This window comes from Litoribaculum gwangyangense, from assembly GCF_039543505.1.
GTDB classification, from domain to species: Bacteria; Bacteroidota; Bacteroidia; order Flavobacteriales; family Flavobacteriaceae; genus Litoribaculum; species Litoribaculum gwangyangense.
Genome location: NZ_BAABJW010000001.1, coordinates 170,257 through 186,468 on the forward strand (window position 1 = coordinate 170,257; position 16,212 = coordinate 186,468).

Annotated in this window: 15 protein-coding genes and 2 tRNA genes; 11 read left to right on the forward strand and 6 right to left on the reverse strand. The window is 33.3% G+C overall.

Annotation, left to right across the window (positions count from 1 at the left end; all coding sequences use genetic code 11):
* Positions 1-31 precede the first annotated feature (31 nt).
* Both fabD and lspA read left to right on the forward strand, forming a co-directional pair.
* Positions 32-925, forward strand: coding sequence for an ACP S-malonyltransferase (fabD, locus tag ABD963_RS00720; protein ID WP_345275022.1), 894 nt, complete (start codon positions 32-34; stop codon positions 923-925).
* Positions 926-1,450, forward strand: a complete 525-nt coding sequence (gene lspA, locus ABD963_RS00725; RefSeq protein WP_345275023.1) for a signal peptidase II — start codon at positions 926-928, stop codon at positions 1,448-1,450.
* 31 nt (positions 1,451-1,481) lie between these two features.
* On the opposite strand, the gene galE is transcribed toward lspA, so the two are convergent.
* On the reverse strand, positions 1,482-2,510 hold the full coding sequence (gene galE, locus ABD963_RS00730; protein ID WP_345275024.1) for a UDP-glucose 4-epimerase GalE: 1,029 nt from the start codon (positions 2,508-2,510) through the stop codon (positions 1,482-1,484).
* Entirely contained in the window at positions 2,503-3,657 is a 1,155-nt protein-coding gene (locus tag ABD963_RS00735; RefSeq protein WP_345275025.1) for a DegT/DnrJ/EryC1/StrS family aminotransferase, read from the reverse strand. Before ABD963_RS00735 ends, galE begins: the two co-directional genes overlap by 8 nt.
* A 147-nt stretch (positions 3,658-3,804) precedes the next feature.
* Here ABD963_RS00735 and ABD963_RS00740 point away from each other — a divergent pair, with 147 nt between their 5' ends.
* The 5 genes from ABD963_RS00740 (at position 3,805) to ABD963_RS00760 (ending at position 8,392) form a co-directional block, all read left to right on the forward strand.
* Complete coding sequence (locus tag ABD963_RS00740) at positions 3,805-5,040, forward strand: 3-deoxy-D-manno-octulosonic acid transferase (protein WP_345275026.1); 1,236 nt, start codon at positions 3,805-3,807, stop codon at positions 5,038-5,040.
* A 63-nt stretch (positions 5,041-5,103) separates the two neighbouring features.
* Positions 5,104-5,406: a hypothetical protein gene (locus ABD963_RS00745; protein WP_345275027.1), complete on the forward strand. Its 303-nt coding sequence runs from the start codon at positions 5,104-5,106 to the stop codon at positions 5,404-5,406.
* 104 nt (positions 5,407-5,510) lie between these two features.
* Entirely contained in the window at positions 5,511-6,785 is a 1,275-nt protein-coding gene (locus tag ABD963_RS00750) for a hypothetical protein (protein ID WP_345275028.1), read from the forward strand.
* Between the two features lie 690 nt (positions 6,786-7,475).
* Positions 7,476-7,943, forward strand: a complete 468-nt coding sequence (locus tag ABD963_RS00755; RefSeq protein WP_345275029.1) for a hypothetical protein — start codon at positions 7,476-7,478, stop codon at positions 7,941-7,943.
* Between the two features lie 110 nt (positions 7,944-8,053).
* On the forward strand, positions 8,054-8,392 hold the full coding sequence (locus tag ABD963_RS00760; protein WP_345275030.1) for a hypothetical protein: 339 nt from the start codon (positions 8,054-8,056) through the stop codon (positions 8,390-8,392).
* A gap of 267 nt (positions 8,393-8,659) precedes the next feature.
* On the opposite strand, the gene ABD963_RS00765 is transcribed toward ABD963_RS00760, so the two are convergent.
* The 3 genes from ABD963_RS00765 to mutS form a co-directional block, all read right to left on the reverse strand.
* Positions 8,660-8,743, reverse strand: a tRNA-Leu gene (locus ABD963_RS00765).
* A 27-nt stretch (positions 8,744-8,770) separates the two neighbouring features.
* Positions 8,771-8,842: transfer RNA gene (locus tag ABD963_RS00770), tRNA-Gly, on the reverse strand.
* A gap of 98 nt (positions 8,843-8,940) precedes the next feature.
* A complete protein-coding gene (gene mutS / locus ABD963_RS00775) occupies positions 8,941-11,553 on the reverse strand; it encodes a DNA mismatch repair protein MutS (protein ID WP_345275031.1) in 2,613 nt (870 codons plus the stop codon).
* Between the two features lie 122 nt (positions 11,554-11,675).
* Between mutS and ABD963_RS00780 the strand changes: the two genes are divergently transcribed.
* From ABD963_RS00780 to ABD963_RS00790, 3 genes are all read left to right on the forward strand, one after another.
* A complete protein-coding gene (locus tag ABD963_RS00780; protein ID WP_345275032.1) occupies positions 11,676-12,212 on the forward strand; it encodes an RNA methyltransferase in 537 nt (178 codons plus the stop codon).
* A gap of 148 nt (positions 12,213-12,360) precedes the next feature.
* A complete protein-coding gene (locus ABD963_RS00785; RefSeq protein WP_345275033.1) occupies positions 12,361-13,014 on the forward strand; it encodes a class I SAM-dependent methyltransferase in 654 nt (217 codons plus the stop codon).
* A 264-nt stretch (positions 13,015-13,278) separates the two neighbouring features.
* Positions 13,279-14,364 (forward strand): YCF48-related protein, encoded by a 1,086-nt coding sequence (locus ABD963_RS00790; RefSeq protein WP_345275034.1) that lies wholly within the window; start codon positions 13,279-13,281, stop codon positions 14,362-14,364.
* Positions 14,365-14,562: 198 nt separating this feature from the next.
* On the opposite strand, the gene folK is transcribed toward ABD963_RS00790, so the two are convergent.
* On the reverse strand, positions 14,563-15,693 hold the full coding sequence (gene folK, locus ABD963_RS00795) for a 2-amino-4-hydroxy-6-hydroxymethyldihydropteridine diphosphokinase (protein WP_345275035.1): 1,131 nt from the start codon (positions 15,691-15,693) through the stop codon (positions 14,563-14,565).
* Positions 15,694-15,871: 178 nt separating this feature from the next.
* Between folK and ABD963_RS00800 the strand changes: the two genes are divergently transcribed.
* On the forward strand, positions 15,872-16,165 hold the full coding sequence (locus ABD963_RS00800; protein ID WP_345275036.1) for a GIY-YIG nuclease family protein: 294 nt from the start codon (positions 15,872-15,874) through the stop codon (positions 16,163-16,165).
* Positions 16,166-16,212: the final 47 nt, after the last annotated feature.

The following is a 16,212-nucleotide window of genomic DNA, read 5'->3' on the forward strand; positions in this document are numbered from 1 at the left end:
ACTATTTTTGCAGCATCAAAAACTAAATAACATGCACGCATATATTTTTCCGGGTCAAGGTGCTCAATTCTCAGGAATGGGTTTAGACCTCTATGAAAACTCGCCCCTAGCACAAGAATTATTTGAACAAGCCAACGATATTCTGGGGTTTACCATTACGGATATTATGTTTGAAGGGTCTGCTGAGGACTTAAAGGAAACCAAGGTAACACAGCCAGCTATCTTTTTACATTCTGTCATATTAGCTAAAACCTTAGGAAATAGTTTTAAACCAGATATGGTAGCAGGACATTCACTTGGTGAATTTTCTGCTTTAGTTGCCAATGGAGTTTTAAATTTTGAAGATGGTTTAAAATTAGTATCTCAACGTGCTTTAGCCATGCAAAAAGCCTGCGAATTACAACCCAGTACTATGGCTGCTGTTTTGGGTTTGGATGATGATATCGTTGAAAAAATATGTGCTATGACCGAAGGGATTGTGGTAGCAGCAAATTATAATTGCCCAGGACAATTGGTTATATCGGGTGAAGTTGAGGCCATTAATAAAGCTTGTGAGACATTGAAAGAAGAAGGGGCTCGTCGTGCTTTGGTATTACCCGTAGGTGGTGCTTTTCATTCCCCATTGATGGAACCGGCCCGCGAAGAATTGGCAGCAGCTATTGAAAATACAATATTTAGCAAACCAAATTGCCCTATTTATCAAAATGTTACGGCAAATGCAGTCATTGATGAAATGGCAATAAAATCAAATTTAATTTTACAATTAACTGCACCTGTAAAATGGACACAGTCCGTACAACAAATGATTAAAGATGGTGCTAGTTTATTTACTGAAGTTGGTCCAGGAAATGTATTGCAAGGCCTTATTAAGAAAATTAATAGAGAAGCGCAAACAGCTTCAGCAACTTTAAATGCAAATAGTTAAATGAAGCTATCTAAACGCTGCGTTTTTATAACACTAGTTATTATTTTAACAATAGCTATTGATCAAATCTCAAAAGTGATTGTTAGAGCCTGTGTTATAGGACAAACAGAGACTAGAGCTAGTGAACGTATCCCATTGATTGGCGATGCCTTTATTATGATGAATGTTGAAAACGAAGGTGCTTTTCTGGGGATGGGAAGCGACCTTGGAGAACCTTTACGAACCATTTTATTACTTATACTCCCTATTTTAGTTTTAGGGTTTGTTTTATATCATATTTTAAAAGATAAATCCTTAGATAATTGGTCGCTCTTTGCTTTTGCAAGTATTATTGGCGGGGGAATTGCGAATGTATTTGACAGAATAGTTTATGGTTCGGTTACCGATTTCTTTTTTATTGATTTAGGAGGTGTTTTTAAAACCGGTATCTTTAATATGGCTGATGTATTTGTAACCACTGGAATGATTATACTTTTTATTAGCAGCTTCAAAAAGAAAAAAAATATTGAACAAAAAATAAGCTAAAATAATTTTAAGAATTCTTGATTTTTAAAACTTATTCTGTGGAATATCTTACCTTTTGTTCCCATTTCCATGCAGATAGCATAGCATCATCTAAAGATAATTTTGTTTTCCAACCCAACTCTTTGTTGGCTTTTGTAGTATCTGCATAAGCTGAAATCACATCACCTTCTCTCCTACCCACAATTTTATAATTCAATTTTTTACCCGAAACTTTTTCAAAAGATTGAATCACTTCTAAAACCGAACTACCTTTCCCAGTTCCTAGATTAAACGTTTCATAGTTACTTTTGTTTTCGTTTTTTAATAAGCGTTCCAAGGCTACCACGTGCGCTTTTGCAACATCAACAACGTGAATATAATCTCTTACACAGGTACCATCTTGAGTAGGATAGTCATCCCCAAAAACTGATAATTGCTCTCTTAAACCAATAGCAGTTTGTGTAATAAATGGTACTAAGTTTTGTGGAACCCCTATTGGTAATTCTCCAATATTTACAGATTCGTGGGCACCAACAGGATTAAAATAGCGCAGAGAAATAGCCTTTAATTTTGGAGCTATTTTACAGGTATCTTTTATTATTTCTTCACCAATTTGTTTCGTGTTTCCATAAGGCGATTCTGCTTTTTTAACCGGTGCATTTTCTGTTATAGGTAGCTCATCGGCTTGACCATAAACGGTACAAGATGAACTAAAAATAAAATTAGCTTCAGGCATTTTTTTTAATTCTTTAAGAATATAAACTAAAGTTGCTATATTATTTTCATAATAAAGCAGGGGCTCTTGCACACTTTCTCCAACCGCTTTACTAGCAGCGAAATGAATAACGCCTTTTATATCATCATGTTTTGCAAAAAAAGATTCAACTCTCGCTTTGTCTTTTAAATCCAATTTTTCAAAGATTGGGGTTTTTCCTGTTATGGCAGTAATCCCATCTAATACATTAATTGAGGAGTTTGATAAGTCATCAATTATAATAACTTCGAAACCTTCATTTTGTAATTCAACAACTGTGTGAGATCCTATAAATCCTAATCCGCCTGTTACTAATATTTTATCCATTGATATAATTGATAATTGTTGAAGTAATAAATTCTATTTGTTCGTCATCTAACTCTGTATGCATAGGTAATGAAATAACCTCTTTTACCAGTTGATTGGTAACTTCAAAATCAGCCTCATTATATCTTTCATCTAAATATGCCTTTTGCTTATGAAGTGGGATGGGGTAATATACCCCACAAGGAATACCTTGTTCACTTAAATGCTTTACTAAAGCATCCCGGTTAGCGTCTTTTATTCTTAATGTATACTGATGAAACACATGGCAATCGCAAGTATCGCAAATACCGTCACACCCGTTTACAGTTTTTGGTGTCAGGATATTTTTGACAGATTTAAAAGCTTCATTGTATTTTCTAGCAGCGTTTCTTCTAGATTTATTATAAGCATCTAAATAAGGTAGTTTGGCATCTAAAACGGCAGCTTGAATACTATCCAATCGTGAATTTACACCAACAACATCATGATGATAACGTTCGTACATCCCGTGGTTCACAATCCCCCTTATCGTATGTGCTAAATCATCATCATTTGTAAAAATGGCACCTCCATCTCCATAACATCCTAAATTTTTAGAAGGAAAAAACGAGGTTGCTCCAACATTGCCAATGGTTCCTGCTTTAACTTTTTTTCCGCTTTTGTATCTATAGTTGGCTCCTATGGCTTGTGCATTATCTTCAATAACAAACAAATTGTGTGCTTTAGCTATGTCCATAATAGCTTCCATATTCGCACATTGCCCAAATAAATGCACAGGTACTATAGCCTTCGTTTTTGGGGTAATTGCTTTTTTAACAGCTTCAATGTTGATGTTAAAATCATCTTCATTAACATCTACTAAAACTGGGGTTAATTGCAACAATGCAATTACCTCAACAGTGGCAGCAAAAGTAAAATCGGCAGTAATAACTTCATCTCCAGGCTTCAGTCCTAAACCCATCATGGCAATTTGTAACGCATCCGTTCCATTAGCGCATGGAATCACGTGTTTTACACCTAAATACTCTTCTAAATGCTTTTGGAATTCGTGTACTTTTGGGCCATTAATAAATGCGGTGGTTTCTATCACTTCCTGAATAGAAGGGTCGACAATATGTTTTATATCGCTATACTGACCTTTTAGGTCTACCATTTGAATTTTCTTCATCTATAAAAAATTACGTAGTCTATCAAAAAATAAAGACCATCTTTAAAGAATCCCCATTGTGGGTTGCAGTTCACGAAATTACAAAATTCATACACGCTAACCAATGAATTTATTATAAAGAGATGTATTTTAGCACAAACAAAATCGTTGAATTTAATTTACAACATAATAATCCATATTACCCATTTTATTTTAAAATGTGGCGCTCTTTTTAATGACAAATTAAAAAAGGGAGTTATTGGCAGAAAAAATACTTTCAAAATCTTAACAGAATGTTTGGAGAAAACCGATAAAACCTTGTGGTTCCATTGTGCTTCGTTAGGTGAATACGAGCAAGGTTTGCCGGTTTTTGAAGAACTGAAAAAACACTATAAAGCCCATAAAATAGTACTTAGCTTTTTTTCGCCATCGGGTTACGAAATTAGAAAAAACGCACCCATTGCCGATGCGATTGTTTACCTCCCAATAGACACAAAAAAAAATGCAAAAAAGTTTTTAAATATTGTAAATCCTGAACTCACCATTTTTGTGAAATATGATATTTGGCCCCATTTTTTAAATGAACTAAAAAAAAGAAACTTGAGGGCCATTTTAATTTCAGCGGTTTTCAGAAAAAATCAAACCTATTTTAAATTCTATGGAAAACCATTAAGGCAATCTTTATTCGCTTTTGAACACATTTTTACCCAAAATGAAGCTTCCAAAACCTTATTACAAACCTTAAATTACAATCATGTAACCGTTTCTGGCGATACTAGGTTTGATCGTGTTTCCAATCAATTAAGCTTGAATAATACTTTAAGTTTTGTTGAAGCATTTAAATCTAATAAATTGTGTGTCGTTGCGGGAAGCACGTGGCCAGAAGACGAAACATTACTTATTGATTTTATAAATTTGAAAGCTTCAAAAGATGTGAAGTTTATTATTGCTCCACACAATATTAAAAAAGCCCAGATAAAAACCATTCAAGAGAAATTAACTGTTGAAAGTATTTTGTTTTCTGAAAAAGACACCAAAAATCTTGAGAGTGCCCAAGTTTTCATAATAGATACCATTGGTATTCTATCTAAAATTTATAGTTATTCAGACATCGCTTATGTTGGTGGAGCTATTGGTAAAACTGGCTTACATAACACTTTAGAGCCCGCCGTATTTGGAGTTCCTATAATTATTGGAAGCCATCATCAAAAATTCCCAGAGGCACAAACCATGATTGATAACGGTGGCATGTTTTCCATTTCAAATCAAAATGAGTTTAATACTATTTTAAAAGAACTCATCCACAATAAGGAGAAAAGATTTTCTGCAGGTTACAGAAATAGTGGTTACATCAAAAATAATAAAGGTGCTGTCGTCCAAATAGTTAATTATCTTCGTATATAAATTGTTTAGTAAAGAAATTCAACATCAACTTTATATTTTTAATTAACAATAATAAACAAACTAATGAAAAAATTATTAAGTACTTTTTTATTCTTAGCTCTATGCTTAAGTTTTGCATCTTGTAGAGATACAAAAAAAGCTGATTCTGCGGAAGAAGCAATTGAAAAAGCTTCTGACGCAGTCGAAGAGGCTACAAATAATGCATTAAGTGAAGCTGATAAAGCGATTGATGATGCTTTTGATGCTACAGGAGAAGCCATTGACAGTGCTGCAAAAGCAACCAAAGATGCAGTAAACGATGCGGCCAAAGCAACTGGTGATGCTGTTAAAAAAGCTGCTGAAGCCGTTGAAAAAAAAGTTGATTAAGTAAACAAGCAAGCGTTTACTGATACAGAAAACTTAAAACCGCCAATGGCGGTTTTTTTTATTAAATTTGCTAGATAAACCCCAATAGATTATCACAAAAAATTATGTTTTTAACCTCCAAAGCAGTAGTTCTTTTTCTGCTGTTTTTTATTACAAATCTTATGTCTTTTTCCCAGGAAGAAGATATAACTACTCAATTTATTCAAAGCGGTAGTTTGTATAAAACGATGAATGATTCATCAGAACCATTAGCTCAGTTTAAAGAAGGAGAAAAATGTATCGTAGTCGCTTATTTAGGCAAGTATACTTATAAAATAAAGTATAAAGAATGGGAAGGTTTTGTAAAAGATCAATTCTTGGTTATTACAGAACGTGTGATGGATTTATATTTTGACCATGAAGAAGAACAACGACAAAAAGCCATTCAAGAAAGAGCACAAAGACAAAAAAGAATAGAAGAAATTGCTCATGCAAAAGAAGATTCCATTAAAAAAGTTGAAGATCAAAAGCAGTTAGAAATCTTGGAAGCCGAGAAAAAAAGACAAGAACAAATCACCCTGAAGAGAAAGCAGGACTCCATCGCAAAAGCCGTTCAAGAGGAAAAGCTTCGGATGGCCCAGGAAACAGCAAAAAGAAAACGTGATTCCATCTTTAAAGTTGAGCAGCAAAAAAAACAAGAAGCACTTGAAGCTGAAAGAATACAACTAGAGCTCACTAACCAACAGAGAAGAAAAGACTCCATCGCAAAAGCCGTTCAAGAAGAAAAACAAAGGATGGCCCAGGAAATAGCAAAAAGAAAACGTGATTCCATCTTTAAAGTTGAGCAGCAAAAACAACGAGAAGCCCTTGAAGCTGAAAGGAAACAGGTAGAGCTCATGAACCAACAAAGAAGAAAAGACTCTATTGAAAAAGCGGTGAATACCAATAATGCCATTGAACTATCATCAGAGGAATTAAAATTTCGTAACACATGCCATTATTTAATAAATGAATACGATATTTTTAAAAAGCAACAAATTATAATTACTGATAAATATTTTGTTAATGAAAGTCTGAATATTGAACTATTACGACAAGGCAATATTTCTAAAATTCATTTCAATTATTCCGAAAATTTAGGTTGTGCAAGTTACGTACCCAGCACAAGGTCTAGTGTCTCAATTACGCTTGAAAACAATAAAGAAATTGTATTTTATCATTCAGGAAGCCTAGATTGCGATTATTTTAGTTTAAAGGCCATATTATCTGAATCTAAAATAGATCTTTTAAAAAATTCACCAATAAAATCAATCGTATTAAAAGGTACTAAAGCTTCCGTAAGTATCTTGAACATTCAGTATAAAGAATTTTTTATGGATAAATTAAAATGTGTTGAATAAAAAAAGCACTATCTAAAAATATAGGGCTTTGTGCACCACAATATCCTATTTCCTACCAAATTTTAACTTTATTTCAAGGAATTAGTATAACCTATAATGAGATTCTTAAGGTTTATTTTATTCTTATGAGATATTAAACGAGTATTTTAGATTTAATAATTTTGTCATCGTTAATGACGCACGCATTTAACAAATTAATATATTTTCATCAATCATAAAGAACCCGTTCACGTACTCCTACTTGCATCGAAACATCTATACCCCTTACTTAGTCGGGAAAGACAAAATTGCAATTTACCTTATAATTCCAAAAGGGCAATGTATCAGCTGTATTTTGAAAATCTGTCCATTCCGAATGATTGAATCCTAAATTAGTACAAGCTAACCTTTTATATTAGTAGAAATCGGTTTGGTGTGAAACTAATATACTAACCTAAAAATGGTCCTATGAAAGCAGTAAGGCAATACATACATTTTTAGATATTAATATTTCAGAAAAAGAAGAATGCAACCTTTATGTAATATATGAGCTCTTTCTTGTTGTTATTTAATATGCTAAACATAACCCCATAACTGAATTAAGAAATTTAAATATGTTATAGCCGATAGGTAAGTCGTAAAGTTTTAATATTTAAAAACCTTTAATTACAAAAAATAGGCTACATTGAAAGAAATTAAAACCTACCTATTTTGAAAAAACTACTTTTAATTTCTCTTTTAACATTTTTTTTCTTTAATAACATTGACGCACAAGAAATATCTAGGGAAAAATCAAAGAATTCTTTCGTGGAATGGAATTTTGGTGTTGCTTATATGACTGAAGATGATTTCATTTTTCCGGGAACTTCAGTTCTTTGGGGGGGAACATATATCAATGAAAATAATTTAATTTTTGAATATGAAGCGGGATTTGCACTTCCATCACTTGTTACCGGTAAATTGGGAATAGGTAAAAAGTTTAATAATACTAAAGTGATCGTCGGAGTAAGACCATTCCCATTTAATCTGTACTTGCAATCTAGTTTTACAAAAGGGAAAAAAGGATATTGGATTACCTCCATTGAATTTAACCCACTTAATTCCGATGCATCATTATCATTTCAATCAAAAGCGATTTTGAATTTCGGATACAGATGGTATATACTTAAGAATAAGTAGTTAAACACCTTAATACCCATAATAAGTTTTGAGAGGTATGCTGCTAATTTTAATAAGTTTCAACTAATCATGGATTAAATAGCCTATACTAAAAGTAATTTAAACCAATTTTGAAAAAAATACTCTTAATTTTTGTTTTAACTCTATTATTTTTAAGATGTGATGAAGTTCAACTGGCTAAAAATATTGTTGAGGAAATAATTGAATGTGATGAGTATAGTGTTAAATATCATAGCACAAATAATTGTAATGATTTCACCAATGGCACTGTTTATCTAACTTCCGAAGAATATGAACGCCTTTTTAATTTAGTAAGCAATGCATTACCTGTACTGTGCGTTTTTGTTACTATAACCCCAAAAAATGGAGGACCAATAAAGATAGGGTATATAAAAGACCTTGAGAGCTTCCTTAAGATAACTAAAAGTGATGGTAGCCTTTGTAATTAAAAAATATTGATAGCACCCATAAAAAACTTCATTCCCAAATACCTTCCTTCTCAACTGTTATTCAATAGATAAGTTCTTTGTTAAAGTTTTCATGATACCAAGAAACACCATAACGTAGGTAAGAAGTATTAAACTAGGCCATAAACATGATAAGTAAAATAAAGACTTAAGAATATAACTTTTTGTTATAGCTAATCATGGTAAAACCAAATGAGAAATAAAAAAACCGTAAAGCTTTATAAATAAATCAATTACGGTTTTAAACAGTACTGAAGGCGGGACTTGAACCCGCACGAACTAATGTTCATTGGATTTTAAGTCCAACGTGTCTACCAATTCCACCACTTCAGCAACTTTGGTATTTTAAGAAAGTTTCAGAGCGAAAGACGGGATTTGAACCCGCGACCCTCACCTTGGCAAGGTGATGCTCTACCCCTGAGCTACTTTCGCAGTTTTTATAATGAACGCTCAATCCTTCGATTGCGGATGCAAATTTAAAATATTTCTACTAAAACCAAAGGCTTTTTATAAAATAAATAAAATTTATTTTAAGCTTGTTTTTTCTTGACTAACATACGCTTAATCTCATTCAATTTCATAAGCGCCTCAACGGGAGTAAGAGTATCAATATCAATATGCAATATTTCGTCTTTTATATTCTCAAGTAGTGGGTCGTCTAAATTAAAAAAACTCAACTGCATGTCATTTTGCATGGATTTAACCTTGTCGGTAAGTTCCTCACTGGAATGTGATTGTTCCAGCTTTTTCAGTATTTTATTGGCGCGATGCAACACTTGTTGCGGCATACCGGCCATTTTAGCTACATGAATACCAAAACTATGGGCACTACCACCCTTAACCAATTTTCTTAAAAAAAGTACATTATCTTTTAATTCTTTTACTGAAACGTTATAGTTTTTAATGCGCTCAAACGTTTCAGTCATTTCATTTAGCTCATGATAATGGGTAGCAAAAAGTGTTTTAGGTTTTGCAGGGTGCTCATGTAAATATTCACTAATAGCCCAAGCAATGGAAATTCCATCATAAGTACTAGTTCCACGACCAATTTCATCTAGTAATACTAAACTTCTGTTGGAAATGTTGTTCAAAATAGAAGCCGTTTCATTCATTTCAACCATAAAAGTGGATTCGCCCATTGAGATATTATCACTAGCTCCTACTCTAGTAAATATCTTATCTACCAGACCAATCCGAGCAGATTCTGCAGGCACAAAACTTCCTATTTGAGCCAATAAAACGATTAATGCCGTTTGACGTAAAATTGCCGATTTACCGGACATATTAGGCCCGGTAATCATGATGATTTGTTGTGAAATCCTATCTAAAAAGACATCGTTGGCTATATAGGCTTCACCTAAAGGTAATTGCTTCTCAATAACAGGGTGGCGACCATCTTTAATTTCTAAATCAAACGAATCATCCATAGTTGGATACACGTAATGATTATCTTTTGCCAGTTGAGCAAACCCGCACAAACAATCCAACTGACCAATTAAGTAGGCATTTTGCTGAACCGCTTTTATAAATTGATTCATCCAACTCACTAAATCCGCAAATAACTGCTGCTCAATGGCCAAAATACGTTCCTCGGCACCTAAAATTTTAGCTTCATATTCTTTTAGCTCTTCTGTTATGTAACGTTCGGCACTCACTAGAGTTTGTTTACGAATCCATTCGACTGGAACCTTATCTTTATGAGTATTTCTAACTTCAATATAATAACCAAAAACGTTGTTAGAGTCTATTTTCAATGAGGTAATCCCCGTGCGCTCGGTTTCTCTTTCAAGCATTTGGTCTAGGTAATTCTTACCTGATTTTGACAACCCTCTTAACTCATCCAATTCTGGAGAAAACCCAGCAGAAATCGTGTTTCCTTTCAATACATTTACCGGTGCATCTTCATTCAACGTTTGTTTGATTTTTTCTCGAAGCACTTCACAACTTTGAAGAGTCTCTCCAATAATTTTCAACGATTCGTTATCACAATTTGAAGCTATAGATTTTATGGGGACAATGGATTCCAAGGAGTTTTTTAGCTGAATAACTTCACGTGGATTTACCTTACCTGTAGCCGTTTTGGAAATTAAGCGTTCTAAATCTCCTATATGTTTGATGTGATTTTGAATTTTTTGAAGGGTGTTGTTTTCCTTAGCTAAAAAGCTCACCACCTCATGGCGTTGTTTTATTTTATCTAAACTTTTAAGCGGTAAAGCCAACCAACGTTTTAACAGGCGTCCGCCCATAGGCGAAATGGTTTTGTCAATCACGTTTAAAAGGGTAACCGCGTTATTATTTGTTGAGTTGTAAAGCTCTAAATTTCTAATTGTAAATCTATCCATCCACACATATTCATCTTCAGCAATTCTGGAAATAGAAGTAATATGTTGCAGTTTATGATGTTGCGTCTCACATAAATAATGAAGTATAGAACCTGAAGCAATAATGCCTTCATACAAATCTTCAATACCAAAGCCTTTAAGCGTTTTTGTATTAAAGTGCTTTATAAGAGTTTCATAGGCATAATCGGTTTGGTATACCCAATCTTCCATATAAAAGGTATGAAAATCATCACCAAAAGTTTCTTTAAAAAGACTTCGTTTTTGTTTGGATACCAAAACCTCACTGGGGTTGAAATTTTGAAGTAGTTTATCAATATATTCGGCATTGCCTTGTGAAGTTAAAAACTCCCCAGTTGATATATCTAAAAATGAAACCCCAATATAGTTTTTATCAAAATACACCGAGCATAAAAAGTTATTGGATTTAGACACCAGAACCTCATCGTTTAAAGCCACCCCTGGAGTTACTAATTCGGTAACACCTCGCTTTACAATCGTTTTGGTTTGTTTGGGATCTTCCAATTGGTCGCAAATGGCAACACGCTCTCCAGCTTTTACCAACTTGGGTAAATAAGTGTTTAAAGAGTGATGTGGAAAACCTGCCAACTCGGTTTCACTTTCGCTACCAGCACCTCGTTTGGTTAAAATAATTCCTAAAATACCAGCAGCTCTCACCGCATCTTCACCAAAAGTTTCGTAAAAATCACCCACACGAAACAATAGCAAAGCATCTGGATACTTTGCCTTAATGGCATTGTATTGTTTCATTAATGGGGTTTCCTTTTTTACTTTTTTAGCCAATGGTAAAGTGATTTTTAAATGTTATTTTTGACAAAATTGTAGGATTGCTAATGTAGTATTAATTTAAGGGTTTTTGAAATGGAAACTACACAAGTTATCTACAAAAGTTACAAGATTTTAACATGCGTAAACTAAAAAATAGCGAACTGGATCGTTTGAGTGTTGATGCTTTTAAAGAAGCAGCAAAAACGCCCATCATTATTGTGCTTGATAATATTAGAAGCTTGAATAATATTGGTTCTGTCTTTAGAACCAGTGACGCATTTTTAATTGAAAAAATTTATCTATGTGGCATCACCGCAACGCCTCCGCATAAAGATATTCATAAAACTGCTTTGGGAAGTACCGAAACGGTTGATTGGGAATATACTAAAAAGACTTTAGATGTTATTGAAAAACTGAAGTTAGAAGGTGTAAAAATCTGCTCCATCGAACAAGCTGAAAATGCCACCATGTTGCATGATTTTAAAATTGAACCAGATACAAAATATGCTTTGGTTTTTGGCAATGAAGTAAAAGGCGTTTCGCAAGAGGTGGTAAATACCAGCGATTATGTGATTGAAATTCCGCAATTCGGCACGAAACACTCCTTGAATATTTCCGTGAGTTGTGGCGTGGTGGTTTGGGATATTTTTTCAAAGTTAAAAGTGAATAGCTAAAAGTTAAAAGTCTACTATCTTGTCATTCCTGCGAAGGCAGGAATCTAAACCCAAGTTGTAGTTATAATTGGATTCCGCACTTGATGCGAAATGAAAACATCTTATTGACTATTTGAAGGATTTACTACCTTTGATAAACAATAAAACAATGAAAACTCCAAAGAAACCCTGGCCTACCAAAGCCGTTATGGAGCAAATATATAACCACCATCTTTGGGGTGGAAACGACTTTGACTTTTACTCTGGTGAAGGATCTCACGATCCAAAAATTATTGATCCGTATCTAGAATCGGTAACCGATTTTTTAAAATCTCACGAAACACCCTTGGTAGTTTGCGATTTGGGCTGTGGCGATTTCAACATAGGAATACAGCTTACCAAACACACTAAAAAATATATCGCTGTGGATATTGTTGAAAACCTTATTGAACGAAACAAAACAATATTCAAAAAAGATAACTTAGAGTTTTTCTGTTTAGATATTACAAAAGACGAACTACCAGCAGCAGATTGTGTTATTCTGCGACAAGTATTACAACATTTATCTAACGCTGAAATCCAAAAAATTAACGAAAAGCTTATCGATTTTAAGTATGTTGTCCTCACAGAACATATCCCAAAAGGTCTTTTTAAACCTAATTTAGATATTATCTCAGGACAAGGTAATAGAACCAAAATAAATAGTGGTGTCGATTTATTACAAGCTCCTTTTAATTTAAAAATTAAGGAGAACATATGTTTGGACACCTATATTTTGGAAAACCATAAAGGGCAAATTGTAACGAATTTGTACATCATGTAAAAAGTTTTTCAGTTAAGCCTTTTGACAAAAATACCCTACAATTTAGTTTGATTCTTAATTTTTAAAAATATAACTTCGCTTATCGGTGGATATAAATCATTAAAACGAATTCATATCCTAAACGTTAGCAAACATTATAAAAAAATAACTATGAAAAAAACAAAACTATTTATCCTTCTTATTTTAATTAGTATTTCTGCCCTTGCACAAGAATGGAATATTCAACACGAAGAGCCTGGTGGAAATCGATTAAGGTCAATTTCTATGGTATCTGAAAATATTGGCTATGCTGCAGGTGAAAATGGTAAAATATTAAAAACCACAGATGGTGAGACGTGGAATGATATATCACTTACTACGCCTACTTATATTTTCTCTGTCCATTTTACAGATGCAGATACAGGTTTTATTGCTGGAAGTCAAGGTATGTTAAAAAAAACTGTAGACGGAGGTTTAAGCTGGATAGACCAAGAAATAGGAACAGATGAAAGCTTAAGGTGTGTAAGGTTTTTGAATCAAAATTTAGGGTTTGCTGTCGGTCGGAATGGCACAATATTAAAAACTAATGATGGAGGAGCGAATTGGGTGAACCTTACGAATTTAAGCTTTGACAAACATATAAATTATGTTCACATTATTGATTCTGACATTATTTATCTCGCTACTGATAGCAGTCTTGGGAGCGATAGCCTTAGAAAATCTACTGATGGAGGTCAAAATTGGGTGTCATTGCAAACAAATATCGATAACCCATCTCCTGCTGTTCACTTTACTGATGTAGATAATGGTATTATTATAGGTCCATTAGGTAGATTATCTCGAACAACCGATGGTGGGAACAATTGGCAACCACAGAATAGCAATACAGGTTGGGATTTACATTCTGTAAGTTTTATCGATAAAAATAACGGTTACGTCACGGGGCATTTAGGTACAATTCGAAAAACAACTGATGGAGGACTTAATTGGGAAGTTGAATCAAGTGGTACTAATAATATATTATATTCAGTTCAAATGATTGAAAACTCAATATATGCCGTTGGGACACAATCTGTAGTGCTGAAAAAAGTTAGCGAAAATTTATCTATAAATGAGAATTCTATAAGTAATAAAATATTAATATATCCAACAATTACAAGTGGTAAAATAGAAGTATCTACAAGTTTTCCACAAACTTCATCGTCCATAAAAATAATTAATTTACACGGAAAGGTAGTTCAGTCTATAAATCTAAACTTAGCAAAGAGTAAAATTATTACTCTTAATCCAACCTTGCAGAATGGCTTATACTTTGTTAGAATCTCAATGAATAATTTGATGATTTCAAAAAAAATTATACTAAATAAATGATTGATTAATTTTTAAAATGGGAATTTCAGAATTTATAATGAAAATAAAATAACGTTTGCTAACAATGGCTATAAGTAATTGCTTGTTCTCGCCTACTTCTGAAAATCCTCGCGGATTTTCAGTTTGGTGTGTACTTGCAAAGTTAAGTGCTAAACCACGCAACTACTCATAGCCGAACCGATAAGCGCAATCCCAAAATCAATCCTCACAAATTTCACCCAAAATCCATAAATAATCGGTTCTATTATCTATAAAATCCCGTTCAGAGATATCAATAATTTTTACATTAAAGTCCGTTTGGGTTTTTAAAAACTCTAAATATCCTGCATTGATTTTTTCTAAATAGGCGTTATCGATATTTTGTTCGTAATCGCGCCCTCGTTTTTTGATGTTCTCTTGCAAACGTTCGGTATTTTGATATAAATAAAGGTATAAATCGGGCTTTTTTAAATCTTTGTGCATCAAATGGAAAAGCTTTCGGTAGAGTTTGAACTCATCTTCCTGCAAGGTGATTTTTGAAAAAATCAACGATTTAAACACATCGTAATCGCTCACAATAAAATCCTTGAACAAATCTAGTTGCGATAAATCATCACTTATTTGTTGGTATCTATCTGCCAGAAAAGACATTTCCAAAGGAAAGGCGTAACGTGAGGCATCCTCGTAAAACTTGGGTAAGAACGGATTGTCCTGAAAGCGCTCCAAAATGAGTTTTGCATTAAAATCGTGCGCTATTTTGGTTGCTAAACTGGTTTTTCCCGCACCAATATTGCCTTCAATAGCCATGTAATTGTACTTTGAGAAATTAAATGCTTTACTCGGGTTTTTAAGCCAAATATTAATAGGTTCTAAAATGGATGAATCTTCACATTCCTGTAATAATAACGATACGTCTTTATCGAGTTTTGGATGCCTCATTTTAGAAGCTATATCATTTAAAGGTTGCAATACAAACCTGCGTTTTTGCATCTCGGGGTGTGGTAATTGTAAGGTTTTGGTATCTACAATGTGCTCTTCAGCAAACACGATATCCAAATCTATGGTTCGGGCTTCATAGGTGTCTTTTTTGGTTCGTACACGTCCTAAATCTTTTTCAATATTCAATAACGTTTTAAGTACTTTTTGGGGCTCTAAATCGCTTTCCAAAACCAAACAGCAGTTTAAAAAATCGTCTCCTTCAAACCCCAATGCGGCCGATTTATAAACTCTAGAAATTAACTTAATATTTCCAATACGTTCATGAATGGCATCCACAGCAGCTTGTAAATTTTTAAATTTATCGCCTTTATTACTGCCTAATGCAATGTGATATGTGGTTGATTTGTACATAAGCCTTGGCAAAATAACTAAAACAATTTTTAATATTTTATATTTAACTGAACGATTTGTTCACAATTTGTTATCGATATATAATGTTTTGTAAAATACTCGAACTGACATAAAAGGCGCTTGTCACTTCGAGTGATTCCGAAGGAATTGTATCAAGAAGTTTTAAATTTTTAACATTATGAAAATTTATTTTGTTTACATTTTGAAATGTGCCGATAATACTTATTATACTGGGATTACTTCAAATTTAGAGAAACGAATCATGGAGCATGAATCAGGTAAACATATCGATAGCTATACTTACAAAAGAAGACCTATTAAACTAGTTTATTTTGCTGAATTTACAAACGTAGATTTGGCAATAAGTACCGAAAAACAGATTAAAAAATGGTCAAAAGCCAAAAAAGAAGCTTTAATTAACAATGAATATAATAAGCTTCCTAACTTAGCAAAAAAGAAATTTAATAACTAGTTCTCGATACAATGCTACTGCGTAGCATCACTCGAACTGACAAAACT